Source organism: Oscillospiraceae bacterium (genome assembly GCA_015067255.1).
GTDB lineage: Bacteria > Bacillota > Clostridia > Oscillospirales > SIG519 > SIG519.
Genome location: SVMS01000031.1, coordinates 1 through 20,318, shown reverse-complemented (window position 1 = coordinate 20,318; position 20,318 = coordinate 1). Strand labels below are relative to the sequence as shown.

The 20,318-nt window shown below is 36.6% G+C and carries 20 protein-coding genes and 1 pseudogene; 15 read left to right on the top strand and 6 right to left on the bottom strand.

Annotated elements, in window-relative coordinates; all coding sequences use genetic code 11:
• The coding region (locus E7480_07380) for a hypothetical protein (GenBank protein ID MBE6904413.1) at positions 1 to 473 on the bottom strand (473 nt) is incomplete at its 3' end.
• Between the two features lie 173 nt (positions 474 to 646).
• Positions 647 to 2,386 carry a hypothetical protein gene (locus E7480_07375; protein MBE6904412.1) on the bottom strand — a complete coding sequence of 580 codons (1,740 nt, stop codon included), beginning with the start codon at positions 2,384 to 2,386 and terminating at the stop codon, positions 647 to 649.
• A 338-nt stretch (positions 2,387 to 2,724) separates the two neighbouring features.
• Between E7480_07375 and E7480_07370 the strand changes: the two genes are divergently transcribed.
• From E7480_07370 to E7480_07360, 3 genes are read left to right on the top strand one after another with little or no spacing between them, the layout of a single operon-like run.
• Positions 2,725 to 3,738, top strand: coding sequence for a LacI family transcriptional regulator (locus tag E7480_07370; protein ID MBE6904411.1), 1,014 nt, complete (start codon positions 2,725 to 2,727; stop codon positions 3,736 to 3,738).
• Positions 3,739 to 3,772: 34 nt separating this feature from the next.
• Entirely contained in the window at positions 3,773 to 4,021 is a 249-nt protein-coding gene (locus E7480_07365; protein ID MBE6904410.1) for a hypothetical protein, read from the top strand.
• Positions 4,022 to 4,030: 9 nt separating this feature from the next.
• Positions 4,031 to 5,110: a hypothetical protein gene (locus E7480_07360; protein ID MBE6904409.1), complete on the top strand. Its 1,080-nt coding sequence runs from the start codon at positions 4,031 to 4,033 to the stop codon at positions 5,108 to 5,110.
• Positions 5,111 to 5,314: 204 nt separating this feature from the next.
• Here E7480_07360 and E7480_07355 read toward each other — a convergent pair whose 3' ends face one another.
• On the bottom strand, positions 5,315 to 5,422 hold the full coding sequence (locus E7480_07355; GenBank protein MBE6904408.1) for a hypothetical protein: 108 nt from the start codon (positions 5,420 to 5,422) through the stop codon (positions 5,315 to 5,317).
• 202 nt (positions 5,423 to 5,624) lie between these two features.
• Between E7480_07355 and rbsK the strand changes: the two genes are divergently transcribed.
• Positions 5,625 to 6,521 (top strand): ribokinase, encoded by an 897-nt coding sequence (gene rbsK, locus E7480_07350; GenBank protein MBE6904407.1) that lies wholly within the window; start codon positions 5,625 to 5,627, stop codon positions 6,519 to 6,521.
• A 184-nt stretch (positions 6,522 to 6,705) separates the two neighbouring features.
• On the opposite strand, the gene tnpA is transcribed toward rbsK, so the two are convergent.
• On the bottom strand, positions 6,706 to 7,128 hold the full coding sequence (tnpA, locus tag E7480_07345) for an IS200/IS605 family transposase (protein ID MBE6904406.1): 423 nt from the start codon (positions 7,126 to 7,128) through the stop codon (positions 6,706 to 6,708).
• 958 nt (positions 7,129 to 8,086) lie between these two features.
• On the opposite strand from tnpA, the gene E7480_07340 reads away from it, so the two are divergent.
• The 10 genes and pseudogenes from E7480_07340 to E7480_07295 all read left to right on the top strand — a co-directional run bounded on the left by E7480_07340 (position 8,087) and on the right by E7480_07295 (position 16,779).
• Positions 8,087 to 9,742, top strand: a complete 1,656-nt coding sequence (locus E7480_07340; GenBank protein ID MBE6904405.1) for a hypothetical protein — start codon at positions 8,087 to 8,089, stop codon at positions 9,740 to 9,742.
• A 197-nt stretch (positions 9,743 to 9,939) separates the two neighbouring features.
• Positions 9,940 to 10,113 (top strand): annotated as a pseudogene (locus E7480_07335) (helix-turn-helix domain-containing protein).
• A 200-nt stretch (positions 10,114 to 10,313) separates the two neighbouring features.
• Entirely contained in the window at positions 10,314 to 10,910 is a 597-nt protein-coding gene (locus E7480_07330; protein MBE6904404.1) for a cell filamentation protein Fic, read from the top strand.
• 267 nt (positions 10,911 to 11,177) lie between these two features.
• The gene (locus E7480_07325; GenBank protein ID MBE6904403.1) at positions 11,178 to 11,498 is read left to right on the top strand and encodes a PadR family transcriptional regulator; all 321 of its coding nucleotides are present in this window, start codon (positions 11,178 to 11,180) and stop codon (positions 11,496 to 11,498) included.
• Positions 11,482 to 12,093, top strand: coding sequence for a DUF1700 domain-containing protein (locus E7480_07320; GenBank protein ID MBE6904402.1), 612 nt, complete (start codon positions 11,482 to 11,484; stop codon positions 12,091 to 12,093). Before E7480_07325 ends, E7480_07320 begins: the two co-directional genes overlap by 17 nt.
• Positions 12,090 to 13,052, top strand: a complete 963-nt coding sequence (locus tag E7480_07315; protein ID MBE6904401.1) for a DUF4097 domain-containing protein — start codon at positions 12,090 to 12,092, stop codon at positions 13,050 to 13,052. The genes E7480_07320 and E7480_07315 overlap by 4 nt, the downstream gene beginning before the upstream one ends.
• 96 nt (positions 13,053 to 13,148) lie before the next feature.
• Positions 13,149 to 13,967: an SDR family NAD(P)-dependent oxidoreductase gene (locus tag E7480_07310; GenBank protein MBE6904400.1), complete on the top strand. Its 819-nt coding sequence runs from the start codon at positions 13,149 to 13,151 to the stop codon at positions 13,965 to 13,967.
• A gap of 126 nt (positions 13,968 to 14,093) precedes the next feature.
• Positions 14,094 to 15,494, top strand: coding sequence for an alanine:cation symporter family protein (locus tag E7480_07305; GenBank protein MBE6904399.1), 1,401 nt, complete (start codon positions 14,094 to 14,096; stop codon positions 15,492 to 15,494).
• A 14-nt stretch (positions 15,495 to 15,508) separates the two neighbouring features.
• Entirely contained in the window at positions 15,509 to 15,976 is a 468-nt protein-coding gene (locus E7480_07300; protein ID MBE6904398.1) for an S-ribosylhomocysteine lyase, read from the top strand.
• Positions 15,977 to 16,089: 113 nt separating this feature from the next.
• Positions 16,090 to 16,779 carry a phosphoribosylaminoimidazolesuccinocarboxamide synthase gene (locus tag E7480_07295; protein ID MBE6904397.1) on the top strand — a complete coding sequence of 230 codons (690 nt, stop codon included), beginning with the start codon at positions 16,090 to 16,092 and terminating at the stop codon, positions 16,777 to 16,779.
• A gap of 31 nt (positions 16,780 to 16,810) precedes the next feature.
• On the opposite strand, the gene E7480_07290 is transcribed toward E7480_07295, so the two are convergent.
• On the bottom strand, positions 16,811 to 18,121 hold the full coding sequence (locus E7480_07290) for an FAD-dependent oxidoreductase (GenBank protein MBE6904396.1): 1,311 nt from the start codon (positions 18,119 to 18,121) through the stop codon (positions 16,811 to 16,813).
• 2 nt (positions 18,122 to 18,123) lie between these two features.
• Positions 18,124 to 18,801, bottom strand: a complete 678-nt coding sequence (locus E7480_07285; GenBank protein ID MBE6904395.1) for a manganese catalase family protein — start codon at positions 18,799 to 18,801, stop codon at positions 18,124 to 18,126.
• A 116-nt stretch (positions 18,802 to 18,917) separates the two neighbouring features.
• Between E7480_07285 and E7480_07280 the strand changes: the two genes are divergently transcribed.
• The coding region (locus E7480_07280; GenBank protein MBE6904394.1) for a penicillin-binding protein 2 at positions 18,918 to 20,318 on the top strand (1,401 nt) is incomplete at its 3' end.

Genomic DNA, 20,318 nt, shown 5'->3' with positions numbered 1-20,318 from the left:
GTGTAAGATTCTCCTGTCAGGTTTCCGCCTGTCCAAAGAAGAGAGTTTACATCTATAACACCGGGTTCTGTGGGATAGTATTCTGTTTTCCAACCCAAACCATAAATAAGATGAGCAACATTTCGGCCATAATGGTCAATATTTCCTACTACAACCTTGGAAGCGCCATTAGCTTCATAGGTAAGTATCATAGGTTCAGTGGCAGATGTAGGTTTGTAAACCTTTTGAGTAGTAATACTGCTCATTCCCATTTCAGCTTTGATGTCATCTGTCCAATACCAAGTATTGTAGCTTGAACCGTCGGCAGCTGTTACATTTATATATTCAGCTCCTGAAGGTGCCGTGCCGGTCATTTCATCAGAAACAGCAGAAGCCGCTGTAATGTTAACTGTAAAAAGAGATAACATAGCAGTCAAAACCATTACTGTTCCCAATATGAGCGATAGTGCCTTTGAGATAGTGCGATTTTTCATTTCCTTTTCCTCCTAATTTTTATTTTGTTCGTTAGAACAATGTTTTTTATTTAACCAAACTATACACTTTTTCTGTATAGAAAAGTTCAAAAAGTATAATGCCGATTTACTTATCGGAGATTTTTTAATTTCTTTCTCGTTTACAAAACCGCTTTTGAAAAATACTTCCTCGATTATTTTTTAAAATAAACCGTATAAATTTCGCTGTCTATTTCATTTATAGGCTTCATAATTATAGGACTGCCGTCAGTGCTTGCCACCCAGGTAGACATACTTACGTTCCAGTCGCGAGCTGAACGGATTCTTACAATGTCTGTCAGCTCTTTTTCATTGATGCCTCTTAAAATATTATCGTTATCGGTTAGTCCTGCCAAAACGGTAGGTCCGTATAAAACAGCATAATAATCTGTACTTCCAAGCTTGCTGAGTGAAAGCTCTTGTTTTAAGAGGATTTCCACTGTGTCATCCTGCCATTCTCCCGGAATTTCAAACCACTTACAATCTTGCGCTGTCTCTTTCAACACTTCTTTGCCGTTTACAAAAATTGTAGTTTCTGTGCTCCATATTGGAACTCTCAAGGTTAAAGTAAATGATGTTTTCTCATTTGCAGAAACCTTAATGATATGACGTGCTTTTGCAGGGCGCTGTTCAGGCTCTCCTACTGCGGAGGATGTCATTGTAATTTTTACATCCTTGCCGTCCTTTTTCCAATCAAGCTCAGAGGGAATATACTGAGAAACAACAACACCGTTTTCTTTTTCAAAGAATATTCTTGCCTCATAAGAAGCATTTGCCTGCATAGTTGTACCTAAGCAACAGGTCATATGGTCAAAGGGAGTTGACCAATCCTTTTTTCTGCCTGCGCCCAAGGGGAGATAATATGCGTTCATACCGTCTTTGACTCTGTGCTGAGCCATAAGTCCGTTAATTATACCTCTTTCGATATAATCGGCATATCTTACGTCCTCGTTCCATTCCATAATGTATTCGCAAAGTCTTATCATATTGTAAACTGTGCAGTGCTCTTGGTTTTGGTCTCCCAAGTCAGCATAGTTGATTGTCTTGAGCCAGCCTTCACCCGAATTCTGACCGCCTGTACAGTAGCATTCTCTTTCAAAAACTCCCTGCTCAAGATATCTTTCAGCCAAAACCTTATATTTTTCATCCCCTGTTGCCTTATATGCCATTGCAAAGCCGTGAGCTTCGGGGATTGTTGTATTAGCGTGAGTATAGGATAAAATGTCCTTACCCTCAAGTATGGGATTGAAAAATCTGTAATGAGCAAAGCGCTCCATAAGAAGCTTATATTTATCCTCTTTTGTAAGCTCATACATCTGAGCCCAGACTTCCATCATACCGCCTGTTTCCCAGTCAAGAATATCCTGCATTCTCTCATAAGAAAACTTATCTGTCCATACAACAAACCAATCTGCTAATTTGCCAAGCACCTTTGCCGCTTTTTCAATTTTGCAAAAACGGTAAGCATCCGCTAAACCCATAGAGGTTTTATGTAAATTATACATAGGCGCCCAAACCCATTTGTTTCTGGCAATTCTGTCCAAATAAACCGAGGGAAGACTGCTTACCCATCCGTCCTCTCCTTCATTCTGACACATCTCTAGAATGTCAACGGCCTTGATTACTCTTCCAAGCATCTCAACGTCGTTATCATAATAAGCATACATAGCGCAAGCAGAAAGATAATGTCCCGCTATATTTCCGTGTACCTGAGTGTCTGCTTCCTCCCAGCCGCCGTAATGCTTGGGAACAGTGTGTCTGTTTGAATTAAGCCCTGCCTGAATGTAAAAATTTGCAAATATTCTTTCTGTGTCCAAACTCAATAAATACTTGCGGTTAGCTTCTCTGTGAGCTTTTGCCGCTCCGTCTAAAAGCGTTGCTTTTAAGCTTTTCATATGGCCCCTCTGTAATTAGTTTTCCAATAGTTGGTATTTTTGCTTTATTTGTTGCAAAAAGTTTCGAAATTTTATTGTTTTTGCAACAATCTCTATGTACACATTATCATAAACAGTTACATTTGTCAATAATTTTTTTAATATTTTGTTACTTTTTACAAAATTAAAAATATCAAAAAATAATAGTTGCGAAATTTTTCTATATATGTTATAATAGAAACACAAGATATTGTTAACTTGAATTTTTATAGACACAAAGCGGCAAAATCTTGCCGTTTTCTCGAAGGAAAGCAGCTTTAAAAATTCAGCAAATTCAATAAACAGAAAGGCAGAGTTTTATGAAAAAGGTTACATTAGATGATATTGCGAAAAAGTTAGACATTTCCAAATCCTTGGTTTCCCGAGCTTTATCAAACAAATACGGCGTCAGTGAAGAGGTAAAACTTCTCGTTAAGCAAACAGCCTATGAGATGAACTACAAGGGCCAACAACAGATAGATTTCTCCGGCACTGTTTCAAATATATCCTCAATCACAGTCTTATTGACTAAGTACGATTTCGGAGATGCCAACTATTATTCTAAAATAATAGCGGGAATAGAAAACAGCGCAAAGCAAAAAAATATTTCTCTTTTGATATCCCTTATCGACAGCGACGAGATAATAACCAACTTCAACAACACAAACGGAATTATCATAATCGGAAGAGTTTCATATGAGCAAATAATTAAAATCAAAGAAAGCAAGCTTCCCACAGTCCTCGTAGATTGTTGCTATTACTCTTCAAAAGACTTGGATACTGTTATGGCCGACAATTTCTACGGATGTTACAGTGCTGTCAATTACGCTGTAAGCTTAGGGCATAAAAATATTGCCTTTGTTGGAGATCCGAATTATTCAACCAGCTTTGTCGAAAGACATCGTGGCTTTTGCGAGGCTGTAAAAGATTCCACCGCCCCAATCAATCCTTTTTATATCACCGAAAAATATGACGATTTACAAACACCCCTATGTGTTTCTCAGCTAAAAAAGATCCTGTCTTCTGACAACAGACCCTCCATATGTGTTTGTGCAAACGACTCAACAGCGACTTTGGTTTATAAAATTGCCGCTTCACTGAATATAAATATTCCGAACGAGCTTTCAGTAATAGGCTTTGATAACATTCATAAATGCGATTGGCTGACACCAACCTTAACAACTGTCTATGTGCCTATGAGTGAAATTGGAAGAAGTGCCGTAATTTTACTTATAGACAGAATCCAAAACTTTAATGCTCCTGCCCGTCATTTACAGGTGGGTACATATATTAAGATAAGAAAATCCTCAATCAGATTATCAAACGACAATTAACTTTTTAAATATTTTATAAACAGAGATGATTTTTATGAACAGAAACATTTACTATTACAAGGTAAATCCAAGCATTGTCCGCGCCGACCAAGAAACCACCGTCACTATTCACCCGTTAGGCGAAAATGTGGCATTTCAGCAAGGCTTAAGCTACACCGTAGATGTACGCGCACGTGACACATTTTGCTATCACTATGACGCTTTCCCTGCAATAAAATACGAATGTACTCCCAACGAAAACGGAGATTTGGTTTTTACCCATTGCTTTTGCGGCGAACAGTGACATTCCATTATGATTACCCGTCCCGAAGAGGATATGAAATCTCCCTATTACGAAATCAATAACCACCGCAGAAAATATCAGGAAACAGCCGTTTCCTTCCTTGAAATCTATTCATTGAAGCCCGACCTTTACGGTATGCGCTGTTATAAGGGAGAAACCCATTGTCACACTTTTGAGTCTGACGGTCTTGTGGATGCGATACACACTGTAGGCAACTACCGCAGCTCAGGCTACGACTTTCTTGCAATAACTGATCACTTTACCTCCTATGCTTCGGAAAAAGCTATGCGAGTATTCAAGGATGCGCCTGTAAATATGACCTTGATATTTGGCGAAGAGGTTCACGTTCCTACCGAGCGTATCCACAGCGTACATATGGGCGGTCGTGAAAGTGTCAACGAATATTTCCGCAATCATACCGAAGAAGCCAAGGCAGAGGTTGCCGCTATTCAAGCTACTCTTTCCTTGCCTGCAGATGTAGACCCCGAGGATTACGCATGGCGTATATGGGTTTCCCGCAAAGCGCATGAATTCGGCGGAATTTCCGTTTTATCACATCCGTTTTGGATTTGGCAGCAGGTGTATTTTATGACTCCTGCATGTACCAAGCAGTTGCTGCGGGACGGCGTCCACGATGCGCTCGATTTAAGAGATGATGATATGCAAGCCGCAGTAGCTTTTTGGCAGGAAATGAGAGAAGAAGGAATAAACATCCCCATTGTAGGCTCCAGCGATTCACACCTCTCCTCTCCCGAAAACCCATATAAATCTGTCGGCGGCGGCTATATGTTCGTATTTGCTCCCGACAATTCCACCGAGAGTATTCTCAATGCCATTCTCAAAGGAAACTCTGTCTGTGTTAACAACTACTATCAGCCTGAGTTTACTTTCGGTTCTTTCCGTTTAGTCAAGTTTTCAAAATTTTTATTGGACAATTTTTATCCCAACTATATGCGCCTGTGTCACAATCAAGGCGTTCTGATGTCGGAATATCCTCTGAATGATAAGCCCTCAGAAGAACTCATTTCTCTGCTTTCAAAACTAAATAAGCGTTCTGAGGCCTTCGCCCGTGAATTTTACGGCTATTAAACCTATGATAGCAAATCCCCCCAAACCTCATTTGAGATTTGGGGATATTTGTTTCATACTGTCGAAGAAGTCGACTTTGCATTAAGCAAAAATCGTTTTTTCTTCGTATTTGTTAAAAAATCAATAAAAACAAGTAATTTGGAAGGGTTATTATTCTCCTTCCATTTCCATTTTGCAGGCTTTTTTAAATTCATGGTAGCAAACTTAAGCCTTACCCATTGTTACCTGTGCAAGACCTGTGTATGGAATGTATTGCATAGCATGCTTTTCTTTTGCATCCGCAAACACGCTCTCTATTTTCTCTTTGCGCAGTTTATATAAATCTGCATATTCGGTGTCTGCCGAATATCTTCTGCATTCTCTATGTAATCAGACCATATATGTTTCCTTAATTGATTTGTTTTCAAATTTTCACAGTAAATACAATTGACAAATTATCTTTTAAATAGTAAAATAATGCTAACTTTAATCCTCTATTGATTAAAAGTGAAATTTTATACATAGGAGAGTATATATGAATAATAAAATCACAGTTATAGGAAGCGCAAATGCCGACCTTGTTATCCATTCAGAAAAAATGCCCCTTTTAGGCGAAACTCTCACAGGCAGTGATTTTCAGATAAACGCAGGCGGAAAGGGACTAAATCAAGCGGTGGCAATATCTAAGCTTGGAGGAAACATTTCCTTTATAGGCGCAGTAGGAAACGATTCCAACGGAAAATTTTTGCTTGATGAGCTTAACAAAAATAACGTTTGCTTTGAAGGTATAAGCCTTGATGATGAATCTACAGGAATTGCTATGATAACAATAGTAAATTCCGATAATTTTATAATTTTGAACGCCGGCGCAAATTACAGGCTGACACCTGAAATTATAGAACAAAACGAGCACAAAATAGCAGAGAGCGAATTTTGTGTTCTTCAGCTTGAAATCCCTATGGAAACAGTTGAAAAGGTCTGTGAAATTTCAAAAATTCACGGCACAAAGGTAATGCTCAACCCTGCACCCTATAAAGAGCTGTCCCCATCATTACTTTCAAATATAGATTATCTTATAGCCAATGAACACGAAGCTCGTGAAATAACGGGAATTTACCCCGACAATGAGGAAAACTCTGTCAAAGCTATAAAAAAACTTCTTTCAATGGGAGTAAAAAATATCGTCATAACCTTAGGTGAACGGGGCTGTGTTTATAACGACGGCGAAGAAATTAAATTCCACGCGGCAATCCCCGTAAAAGCTGTTGACACTACCTCTGCAGGAGATTGCTTTATCGGAGCCTTTGTAACAAAGCTTTCCCAAGGCTTATCCATTGATAAAGCAATAGAATTTGCTTCAAAAGCATCAGCAATTACAGTAAGCCGTCAAGGCGCTTCAAAATCTATACCTTTCGCAAGTGAAATAGAATGATGAAAAACGGAGAAAAGTTTGAAAACGAACAATAAAAATAAACTTCCATCCGCAAATCATAACTACCGGCCGTGCCGGTAGTATGCACTGTCCCCTTAGGGCATAAGACCGGCCGAGCCTATAGGCTCGTCAAAAGGTTTGCCAACCGCAACACTTTCACCGGCTACCCCTAAAGGGGCATTTTTTATTTACCTTCTTTTACCTGCTTACCCGTAAACGGGTCTACATACTCTACCAATGACATTTGGTCGTAGGATATATCCTCTTGCAACTGATTTCGTATGTATTCTGCAATTGCTTTTTTATTTCTTCCTACTGTATCTACATAGTACCCTCTACACCAAAAATGTCTAATTCCATATTTATACTTCATATTGGCATACTTCTCAAAAATCATTAAACTACTTTTTCCTTTGAGATATCCCATTATTAGAGATACACTATACTTTGACGGTATGGATACCATCATATGTATGTGATCTTTGCAGGCTTCTGCTTCTATTATTTCCACCTGCTTATACTCACATAACTTTCTAAGCATTATTCCTATAGCCGCCTTTATCTTTCCATAGATTACTTGTCGGCGGTATTTTGGTGCAAATACTATATACTCAAGGAAGCGAAGGAATGAAACTTCTGTTTGAACTGATCAATAAAGGTAGTGTGGAAGACGATAAAAAACACATTATCTTCTCTCCGAATGTTGTTAAAAGAAAATCAAGCTGATAAATAATTTTCTAATTATACACAATACAAAATAATATTTATTGGGATTTTACTAAACAATTTTATTTAACAAGTAATATAATTTTGTGTTACAATAGTTATGCAAGGTTGTTATATGTTTTAAGGTACAGTCAAATATAAAAATAAACTGAAATATAAGAACCTGACCCGCCTACGCATTGAAAATGCGGGCGGGTTCCCCAGAACCTTGTTGCTTTCGCAATAAAAACGACCTTGAAGGAGTAAAAATCCTTTGAGGTCTTTTTTTACGCCCAAAGCCTTGCAACAAAGCCATTTGTAAGCCAATAAAATAAGCGTTTTCTTAGGTGATAGTTAAGATTATGTTTTTGTTATTACACGAGTTTTTACTTAAACATATCCATTCACCAACAATACAGACCTTTCAACTTCGTTTTGTAATTTGCATTGCGTACCAAATTCGTACCAATATTTTTGAGAGCCCTTTTTTAGAGTTGATTTTTCTAAGAATTGTAATAATATATAGATAAAATAGAGGGTAAAAAACCTATGATAAAATATTAAATCTTGAGTGGGGATAATACCAATTGTTATGGGGTAAAGTGGAATATCCTCAAAACAGTCCGAAAGGGTAAATTTTTACATTCTTAAAATTTTGTGAAAACAAGAAATATAACGACCTTGTGTACCACTTAATTTCGTGCTACATAAGATCGTTTTTTATCATTAATCTTTCTTTTTTGCTTTAAAAAGATAACAGATAAAAAATATTTAATAATAGATAAAATAAAGCTGTTGAAATATGTGGCTTGATATAGTAAAATAAGTAAAGCAGATGTTTAATTTAGAGAGGTTTTTATATGGACGATGTTTTTAAAAGCAAGAAGATAAACTCACCATTCGGAATATTTTTTCAGATACCTGTATTTATTATAGCAGCATTTGGCTTATATAAATTAATTGAAAAACTTTTTTACAGCTTTACTGAGTATAATCTGTTGGGAAAACCAACCTTTGTAGGCTTTGAAAATTATTTAAATGTTTTCAAAAATGAAGTAGTCCAAAAGTGCCTTGGAAATACGGTTGTTATGGTTTTCGGTGTCACAGTTTTGCTCGTGTTGACTGCTGTTTTGCCTGCCATTTTTACAGCAAGGCTTAAGTTGCCGTTTGGTCTTGGCGTTATGGGAGCATTTTCTTTCTTAAGTATTTGTGCTATGCTCTCTAATTTTTTTAATATACTTTTCAGCGGAGACAGTTATGGAATATTAAATTCCATACTTATAAATGCATCGGTTATAAACGAGCCTATCATATTTATTCCCTCATACGCAAAACTGTTAGTGATAATTGCAATGTGGCTTTATTGCTTGGCTCCCGTATTTTCAATTACATATATTGCTGCAAGAAAGAAGCACAGCTTTCTGGGAGCCGCGATTGCAGTTTGTGCCATTCCTGTTTTCATGTATAGCGGTGGTGGTATTATAATAGGTTTTGCGGGTTACCCTTCGGCAAATTATTCTGCCGATTGGATTTATACAATATTTAACGATTATCTCACAATAAGGTTTGAGGCGGGCTTTGCCTATGCAATTTTGATTATAGGCCTTATCATGCTTATCGGCTGGTGTGTGCTGGTTTGTTCTGTTGCCTTGGGATTTTGGGCACTTTTCAAAAAAGTTAATTCTGATTCTTTGGCGTTCAAGGTTATAGGCTATATAACTTTTGCGCTTTCTTTGCAGTTGTTTATTACAGTTTCGATTTTTATAATCATATATTTATTAAAAGCATTTATGCCGCCTGACGAATTATTTACTATTCCTAACCTTATACCGAAAAGGCCGACTCTCCAAAATTTCTCTGATTTAGGTAAATTGACATCAGTCTCTTGGGTTCCTTTTTCCTGGTATCTGATTAATTCACTGCTTGTTGTGCCGTTAATGATAATGCCTGTATGCTTTTCAGTTCTTCTCCCCTCAGGCGTGGGATTTGGCTTATTTAAAGCATTTAAACAGCAAAAGCTATTATTACTTTGCTTTATCCCTTTTTTATTCATTTCGAGTTATGTTACTTTTAGTCAGCTCGGAATGATTAACAGCTATTCTGTTTATATGTTTAATTTTTTGTCAAGCTTTGAGCTCTTAATAGCGGTATTTTTGGTATATCTTGCGGTAAGGCTTGTTTCTTATAACCGAAAGCCACACATATTAGATATTTTATTGGGTAGCTTTTTTGTATTATCTTCATTTTATGCAATAGGTGTAATAAGAGGTATATGGTATAGCAGTGGCGGTGCTATATATAATGAAAAACGGAAAATTTGGAAAGATATATCCGCATATATCTCCTCAGGCGGAATAGCAAGATGCGGTATTGCTGCCGCAAACGATATATTAATGTTGCTTGTAACCTTAGCCGTTGTAATTATTCCATTAATTTTGTTGCTTACGCTTTATCTTTTGTATCGAAGAAATACTAAAAATTTGATAAAAGAAGAATATAAGGATTTACCTTTTTGAGAATATTAGGGTTTACCTAATCTCACGAAAGAAACTCCGAAGGCCTTAAAAATAAGGGCTTTTGGAGTTTCTTTTTGAGTACGTTTAAAAAGCAACACTTTTTTACTCATTTTCAGAATTTTGACGATAAGAATTGTATATTAAATATTTGACAATATTCCAACTGTGGTATATAATATATTTATTGAGGTGATTTAATGGACATACTAACAATAAAAGAAGCAAGCTCTATATGGGGGATTTCTATAAGGAGAATTACAGTTCTATGTAATGAAGGGAGAATAGTTGGCGCAAAAAAGGTAGCGGGAGTGTGGCTTCTGCCAAAAGATGCAGATAAACCTGCCGATGCAAGAATTAAATCAGGGAAATATACGAATTGGAGAAACAAAACATATATGTCATCTAATAATTTTGAAAATAATTTAAAAAATTTAAAAGGAACTTTTAGTGTAGAAAATATGACTGTTAGTGAAGCCAGTATAAAAAATCTTAAAAGAATTGATAGCGGCAAAGCGAGCTATAAAGATGTGATTGAAGAATTGAAACTTAAATATATGCAGAGGGTGTAACAATGTTTTCGAAATATGATGTTTATACCACTACGCAATCCATTTACTGTTATCCTGATACAAATGTATTAAAAAACAAATTAAATATAAGAGATAACAAGCTTCTCAAAACCGCTGAAGAAGAAATTACTTTGATTAAGCAAATGGAGCTTTTGAAAAATCCGATTAAAGGTAATTTTTCTAAATCGCATCTTATGAATATTCACAAGTTTATTTTTGAGGATATTTACTTGTTTGCCGGAAAAATCAGACAGGAGCAAATAAGTAAGGCAGATACTATGTTCTATCCGCCAAATCTGATAAACAGAGAATTAGATAAAGTTTTTTTAAAAATAAAAGAGCAGAATATGTTAAACGAAAAAGAAGAAGAAAAAATCTTTGATAATTTGGCTTATGTAATGGCAGAGCTGAATATAATTCATCCTTTTCGAGAAGGAAATGGACGTACAATACGTGAATTTATTCGTTTGTTAGCAAAAAGATTGAATTATGATCTAAATTGGGGGAATGTAGATAAAGAAGACCTTTTGGAAGCATCAATCACATCTATAGATAATTATAAGGTATTAGTAAGTATACTGAAAGTTTGCATAGAATAATATCATGAGTACATTTTGAGTACAAAAACTTTCGTAAACAAAATTACCATCATAAAGACTGTGAAATGTGGATAATGAAATCACGAAAAAGCAATAAATTTCACGGTAATTAAAAAGCAAAAAATACAAAGAACATTATTTTCTTGATTTACACCTAAAAGATAGCGGCAGGGAGTTTTTTTCTCCTTGCCGCTGTTTATTTTTTTAAAATCTATTGACAAAACATATACTTCGTGATACGATGTATTACATAATAGGAGGTATGATATGGATATTCAGTTAAAACGAGGGCTATTAGATGTATGTGTATTAGCTGCCATTAAGAATGAGGCTTCATACGGCTACAAAATTATTAAAGATATGAAACCCTATATTGAGCTGTCCGAATCGACCTTATATACCATTCTGAAACGCTTAGAAACTGCAAATATGCTGACTGTTCGCACTACTGAACACGCTGGCAGACTGAGAAAATATTATCATATTACCGATGACGGACTTAAGCGTATTGAGGATTTCAAGGCTGATTGGCAAGAAATTCTGTCTATATACCGATTTGTAACAAAGGAGGATGACCTTAATGAATAAACAAGAGTTTCTTTTGCAGTTAGGCAAAGGGTTGTCAGGCTTACCGCAAGAAGATATTGAGGGGCATTTGCATTTTTACAGTGAAATGATAGATGACCGAATGGAAGAAGGCTTTTCGGAAGAGGATGCAGTTTTAGCAATAGGTTCTATTGATGAAATCGTTGCACAGTTAATAGCAGATATTCCTTTTACAAAAATTGAAAATGAAAAAATAAAACCTAAAAGAAAACTAAAAGTGTGGGAAATCGTGCTTTTGGCGCTTGGCTCTCCGATATGGATTTCTCTTCTTATTGCCGCCGCTGCCGTAATTCTTTCCCTTTATGTTACGTTATGGTCTGTGATAGCTTCATTGTGGGCAGTTTTTGTTTCGTTTATTGCTTGTGCTATCGGTGGTCTTATAATCGGAACTGGCTTTGCTTTTGCAAATAACAAGCTTACAGGAATTGCTATAATTGGTGCAGGAATTGTCCTGACAGGACTTTCAATTTTTATGTTCTACGGATGTAAATTTACAACAAAAGGTATTTTGTTACTTACAAAGAAGCTTATTTTTAGTGTTAAAAGCTGTTTTATAAACAGGGAGGAAACACAATGAGTAAAACAAAGATATGGCTTATTACAGCCGCTTTTCTTGTATTGGTCGGAAGTATAATTTTCGGAAGTGTGATGACAGTGCTTAAATGGGATTTTACAAAATTGTCAACCAATAAATACGAAAATAATAATTATGAAATAACCGAAGATTTCAACGGTATATCACTCAAAACAGGCACTGCTGACATTACCTTTGTTATTTCAGGAGACTCTAAATGTTCAGTTGAGTGTTACGAGCAAACAAACGCCCCTCATTCAGTTACGGTAAAAGATAATGCCCTTGTAATTGAAGCTATTGATTCAAGAAAATGGTATGAGTATATCGGTATAAATTTTGATACGCCTAAGATAAAAGTTAATCTTCCCAAAACCGAATATACTACTCTCTTTATAAAAGAAAGCACCGGAGATATTGAAATACCGAAGTCTTTTAAGTTTGAGGATGTTGATATTTCCTTAAGCACAGGTGATGTTAGTTTTTTTGCCTCCTCTTCAAAGCTTATTAAAATAAAAACAAGCACAGGAAAAATCCATATTGAAAATATTTCTGCAGGTGCTCTTGAGCTTTCTGCTTCAACGGGTGGAATTACTCTTTCCGATGTAATGTGCGAAGGTAATGTCAATATCAAGGTTTCCACCGGAAAAACCGATTTGACCGATATCAAGTGTAAAAATCTCACATCAAACGCAAGCACCGGAAAAATATTTTTAAATAATGTTATTGCCGCAGAAAAATTCTCAATTAAAAGAAGTACGGGAAATGTAAAATTTGAAAAATGCGATGCCTCCGAAATTTTTGTTGAAACCGATACAGGTAATGTTGTTGGCAGCTTGCTTACAGATAAGGTTTTTATTACACATACTGACACAGGCAGCATAAAAGTTCCTAATTCAATTACCGGAGGCAGATGTGAAATTACCACTGATACTGGAAATATAGAAATTGACATAAATTCTTGAATTTCTAAGAAAATCGATATACTCTATGCGTTGACAGACATATGCTACTGTGGTATACTAAAAAAATAAATAAAAGATAAAAATAGGGAGCTTATTATGGCAAAAAGTGTATGTGTAATTACAGGTGGCGGCAGCGGTATGGGTCTTGCGGCTGCGAAATGTATGCCTAAGGACAAGATTATTGTTGTTACCGGAAGAACGCTGTCAAAGCTTGAAGGTGCGGTAAAGGAATTGGAAGCATTGGGATATGAGGCATATGCCAAAACCTGCGATACTTCTATCCGTGAACAAGTCAGAGCGCTGGCAGAATATGCGGCAAGCCTTGGCGAAATAAAGAATGTTATCAATTCAGCAGGTCTTTCTCCTGCAATGGCTGATCCTGAAAAGCTTATTCGAGTAAATGCACTTGGTACTGTATACGTCAACGAAGAATTTTCTAAGCTTATGAGTGAAGGAAGCGTTATTGTTGATATTTCCTCCAATTCTGCTTACATTCTCCCCAATTTTCTTGCAAATAAAAAGGTATTTGCATTGGCAGATAAAAACGAATCTCTATTTGTAAAGAAAATTCTTTCTCTTCCCAATAAGCTAAAAGGCTATAAGGCATCTGGTCTTGCTTACGGTCTTTCCAAAAAATTTGTTATTTGGTATGCGGCAAAATCTGCTTTTGAGCTTGGTGCTAAGGGGATTCGTGTGTGTTCGCTCAGTCCCGGACTTATTGCTACCGATATGGGAAACCTTGAGGCAGAAGAAGGCGGTTCACTATTAAAAACTACCGCCGAAAAACGTATGGGCAAGCCTGAAGAGCTTGGTTTTGCAATTGCAAGTGTTGCAGACGAAAGAAACGGTTATTTGGCAGGTGTTGACGTGCTTGTTGACGGCGGAAGCGTTATGGGTAAAGCTTTTGTTAAATAAAGATATAAGGCAACGCTAAAACGGCGTTGCTTTTTTCAATTAATTGTATATATTATATTTTTTGGCTTTTCAAATTCCATAATTTGTGATATACTGTTTTAATAAAATAAATTTCGGAGTATTAAAATGATTGAGAAAATAATTAGCTTAACAAATGATGCACTTTACAGTTATGTGCTGATAATTCTTTTGGTGCTGTGCGGTATTTATTTCACTGTTCGTACACGCTTTGCTCAATTTAGGCTTTTAGGCGAGCAATTCAGATGTGTAACAGAAAAGACAGACAAAAACGGAGTTTCCTCTTTTCAGGCGTTAATGGTATCCACTGCATCCCGTGTTGGCACAGGTAATATTATCGGTGTTGCAACAGCGCTCTGCTTAGGTGGTTTTGGAAGCGTTTTCTGGATGTGGGCTATTGCCATAATCGGTGCGTCCTCCGCTTTTGTTGAAAGCACATTGGCGCAAATCTACAAAAAACGCGGAAAAGACGGTTGCTACGGCGGTCCTGCCTATTATATTGAAGCGGCAACAAAGAAAAAAGGTCTTGCAATAACATTTGCCATATTTTTAGTTTTAACCTATGGCTTTGGCTTTAATATGTTGGCATCGTACAATTTACAGTCAACCTTTTCCTCCTATAGCTTTTATAATAAAGCCTCTACTCCTTGGATAATTGGATTTATAATTGCAGTTCTTGTCGGATATTGTCTTATCGGCGGCGGCAAACGAATAATATCCGTTACAAGCTTTTTAGTGCCTATTATGGGTGCAATTTACATAGTTGTTGCTTTAGTAATATCAATTATAAACATAAAACTATTGCCCGATATTTTCAAGCAGATTTTCATCGGCGCATTTGATTTTAAAGCCATATTCGGCGGCTTCAGCGGTTCTTGTATTATGCTTGGCATAAAGCGTGGATTATATTCAAACGAAGCTGGTGTCGGCTCTGCGCCTAACGCATCGGCCTCTGCTGATATTTCTCACCCCGCAAAGCAAGGCTTTGTTCAGATGCTGTCGGTATTTATTGATACCTTGCTTATATGCACAGCAACAGCGTTTATGTGTATGACTTCGGGTATTACTCCGCCTACAAGCAGTGACCAGGCGGCAGCATATGTGCAAAATGCACTCAGCGCAACTCTTGGTAAAGCAGGCCCTATATTTATAACTGTAGCGATGATATTATTTGCTTTTACTACTTTACTCGGCAATCTTTTTTATGTTGACAAAACTATTAACTATTTACTTGGCAAAGAGCCTTCCAAAAAATTTAAAAATATTTGCTATATTATAGCTTCATTACTTATTTTTATAGGCGCAGGTCTCAGTGCCGATTTACTTTGGGGAATTGCAGATATTACAATGGGTGGTATGACAATTATCAATATACCCATAATAATATACCTTGGCAAATATGCTATACGTGCTTTAAAGGATTATGAAAGCAAGCGAAAAGAAAATAAAGAGATAAGCTTTAAAGCAAAGGACATTGATTTACCGCACCAAACTGATTATTGGAATTAAAAAGCGAGGTAAATATGGAAAGAATAACAAGCTTTACAATTGACCATTTTAAATTACAGCCCGGCTTATACGTTTCAAGAGTTGACAAATACAACGACTGCACAATAACAACCTTTGATATGAGAATTACAGCTCCCAACAAAGAGCCCGTTATCGATATGCCCGCATTACATACTATTGAACATATGGCAGCTACATATTTAAGAAACAGTGCTGTAAAAGAACAGATTGTATACTTTGGTCCTATGGGCTGCAGAACAGGTTGCTATTTAGTTATGTTTGGAGAATTAACTCCTCAAGATATTTTTGATACAGTTGTTGATTTATGCGATTTTATCATCTCTTATGAAGGCGATATTCCCGGAGCCTCCCCTAAGGAATGTGGAAACTATTCGGAGCAAAATTTGAATATGGCTAAATTTTATATTGAAAAATACAAAAACGCCCTTGTAAAGAACAAATACTTTACATATCCTGTTTGAATTTTTTTAAGTCAATTCTAAAAAAAACTATTGAAATCGGATTAAAAATCGTATATAATATTATAGTATTTTTTCTTATGCTTTTTAAATTTGAAAATAAAGGAAGATTAAAAATGAAAACTCTTTACACAGGTAAAACAAAAAACGTTCTTTTAGACGAAGAAAAAGGAATTGTAAATTTATTTTTCAAAGACGATGCAACAGGAGAAAACGGAGTATTTGATCCCGGCTCCAACACCGTTGGCGGAAGCGTTTCCGGTAAAGGAAAAATAGGTCTTACAATTTCAAAATATTTCTTTGAGTTAATGGAGAAAAATGGTATTCCTACTCACTACTTAGGCGCAGATATTGAACAGGGTCTTATGCAGGTTCGTCAGCTTACTGTTCCCAAGCTTGAATTTGTTCTTCGTTATTTTACTGCAGGCAGTATGTGCCGTCGTTTTACTCTTGAAGAAGGTATCGTTTTTGATCCTCCTTACACTGAGGTTACTCTTAAGGACGACATTCAGGGCGATCCTCTTATCAGCGAGCGTCTTTGCATTATGAAGGGTATGCTTAAAGAGGGCCAATATGACGAAGCTTTGGATATTCTTGTTCGTGTCGGCGAGGTTCTCAAAAACGAGCTTGCTCCTATGGGCCTTACTCTTATTGATTTCAAAATCGAAGTCGGCTATGATGAGAACGGCAAAATGTATATTGCTGATGAAATTACTCCTGATATCTGGCGTGTACGCGATGAAAACGGCAACATTCCCAATCAGATTGACTGTGCAAAAATGTTGCTTGAAAAAATGGGTATATAATATATCTTAAAAATTTAAGCACTGACAGAATTTAGCTGTCAGTGCTTTTTCTTATGTCATCTGTGGCAGGGTTATTCAACAATTTTCCCTCTTTCGAGAAACGGGAACCGTGGCAGGAGCAATCCCACGAATGTTCAGCCTTATTCCATTTTAACGCACAGCCCATATGGGGACAGCGTTTTGCAGAAGGAGTCAGTAAATTTGTTATTGCTTCAAAGGCATTGACAGCAAGCTGAGGCTGTAAAATGCTTCTTGAAGGAGAGAAAACCTCTTTGTAAGGATTTTCTTTTCCCATAACTAAATCCTTCAACAGCTCAGCTCCTACCATTGAAGATGTCATTCCCCATTTATTAAAGCCTGTGGCAACATATAAATTGGGTGTATTTTTAGAATACTGTCCTATATAAGAAACGCTGTCAAGGGTCATACAGTCCTGTGTTGCCCATCGGCAAAGCTCTTGAGCTTTCGGATAATAATACTTTGCAAACTCTGACAGCTCCTGCCAATTCCCGCCTTTTTTTCCTGTTCGGTGGCTTCCACCGCCTATTAATAATAAATCTTCAAAATTTCTAAAGGACATTCCCTTTTTATTTTCGTCTACATACATTCCGTTCAAATCGGGAGCATTTTTTAATGCTAAAACATAAGAACGGTGCTGATACTGCTTCAAAAAATAGCTTCCGTGTTTATTTATAAAGGGAAAATGAGTTGCTACAATAATCTTATCTGCTTTTATAATACCGCCTGTTGTAACTGCGCCGTCAGGTCTTAATTCAAGAACCTTGGTATTTTCATATATATTTAATTCTTTTGCTAAAAAAGCTATAAACTTTAAGGGGTTAAACTGTGCCTGCTTTGAATATTTAACTGCGCCTGCAACTGAAAAAGGTAAAGGAAGACTTTTACAAAACTGAGCATCATAGCCTAATTTCTCAAGAGCCTTAAGCTCTTTTTCAATTTTTTGAGGATTATCAAGAGAATAGACAAAAGAGTCCTTTTCTTCAAAATCGCACGGTAGCTTTTTACATAGCTCAATATATTCTTTCAGGGCAAATTGATTTGCTTCAAGGTACATTTTCGCCTTGTTTTCACCGAAATTATATATCAGCTTATCGTATATAAAACCGTGTCCTACAGTAATTTTTGCAGTTGTATTTTGTGTAACCTTACTGCAAATTTTATCTTGTTCCACTACCGCATAAGGCACTCCTGCTTTATGCAGCTTATAGGCGCATAAAACGCCTGCCATACCTGCGCCTATAATTAACACATTTGTATTTATATTTTTATCAAGAGTAGGCTTTGACGGAACATCTGCCCTTTTAGACCAAATAGAATCCATAATTAAGCGTTAGGATTATTAAAGGACGGAGGTGCGGCATTGGTATCTCCAAACTGTCCTTTTGGAGAAGGACCTGACAAATCAAAGTATATTTTTGATGCCTGTGTTATGCCAAAGTCTTGGTTTGAACCTGTATCCTGCACTTTATTAAAGGCTTCACGGAAAAGTGCATTATGTGCCTCTTCCCTATTTAATAAAAAGTCTATAGTTTCTCTTACTTTTTTATCGTTGATTTGGCGGTAAAGATATTCATAAACCACCTTTGCACGCTGTTCTGAAGCAATATTCGAAAGTAAATCTGCACATAAATCGCCTGTAACTGTAACGTAATCTCCCGTCCAGGAATAACCTGAGGCATTGATAAGTCCCGGATTTAAGCCTAAAATAACGTGGCTTTGAATTTCTCCTGCTCCTACTGCCTGATAGTCTACATCGTGGCCGTTTAGAAGATTTATTGTCTGCGCTACCATTTCCATATGTCCTAATTCTTCGGCGGCAATATCCAAAAATAAATCCTTTATAACCTGGTCCTTAATACGAAAGCTTTGAGACATATACTGCATCGCTGCTTTGAGCTCTCCGTTTCCGCCGCCAAGCTGTTCCTGAAGTAATGCCGCATACTGAGGATTAGGCGCCTCTATTCCTACAGGATGAAATAACTGTTTTTCGTGCTTAAACATAATAATCTCCTTTTCAAATAATTTATTTATATAAATTATCTGCAGTTTTAAAATTTCTATACATATAAAGCGCATATCTTTTTCTTTTTAACAAAACATATTCTTTGGTGAGAAAAATGAAAAAGAGATATGTAGGAATATTTTTTACAATAATATTTGTTTTCGGAATTCTTTTATCAAAGCTGTATTTTATAAGCTCCCAAACATATTCACAAGCAATAACAGCTCTTATAGGAAGTCGCACAAAAACAGTAACGGTTACAAACAACAGAGGTACAATTTATGACCGTAATCTTGAGCCTATAACAAATGTAAAAGCTGTTACAAAGGCTGTAATTGACCCTATGCTTATAAAAGACTCCTCTGCTGTTTTAAATGCCGTTTCGCAAGAGAATAGACAAGATATTATACAAAAGCTATCATATGAAACTCCCTTTTGCATTGAGCTTACCTCGGACATAGAAAAAACTGACGGAGTTTATCTTTTTAAAGCCTACAAGCGCTATTATGATAAATACCCTGCTATACACACTATCGGCTACATTGACGAAAACGGCGTTGCTCAGACAGGACTTGAGCTTGCTTTTGATAACATTCTTAAAACCAACACTCAGCTTTGCGTAAGCTTTTATGTAGATGCTGCCCGCAGGGCAATTTCAGGCATTGAATACGAAACAATGGGAAGCTTTGAGGAAATTAAAAAGGGTGTTGTTACAACTTTAAACAATAAAATTCAGCAAATATGTGATGAAGCCGCAGACCTTTATATTAAAAGCGGCGCTATTGTAATTATAGATACAAAAACGGGAGAAATTCTTGCTCTTTCAAGCCGTCCTGCCTTTTCCCCTTTACAGCTTTCTCAGGTTGACAGCTTTTCAGGAGCATTTATAAACCGTTGTTTTTCTGCTTTCAATGTAGGTTCTGCTTTTAAAATCATCGATACTGCTGTATACTTAGAAAACGGAGGACTTTGGGACAGCAAATTATTTTGCAACGGCAGTATAACAGTAGGAAACAACGTTATTTCATGTCAAAAGACAACGGGACACGGCAACATATCTCTTGACACAGCTTTTTCAGACTCCTGTAATGTTTTTTTTATAAAATTAGCCTTAGAACTGGGAAAGGATAAAATATTACAAAGCGCGATGGATTTTGGATTGGGAGATAAGACTGTTCTTTACGAGGGGTTAATTTCTAAAGCAGGAAATCTCCCCTCTTTAAAAAATCTTTCTGCCAAAGCTGCACTTGCAAATTTTTCAATAGGACAGGGAGAGCTTTTGGCAACTCCTTTACAAATAGCTTCAATCATACAAACTGTCTGTAATGACGGAATACGCTTTGAGCCTTCCCTTATAAAAGGCTTTGTAGATGAACAGGGACAGCTTTCTGCTGAGCCTCAAAAGGAAGGTAAAAGAATCATTTCAAAAAATACTTCTAAAACAATACAACAGCTTATGATAAATACCGTTGAATACGGCTCAGGTGCAAGAGCAAAGCCCGACAGCGGCGGCGCA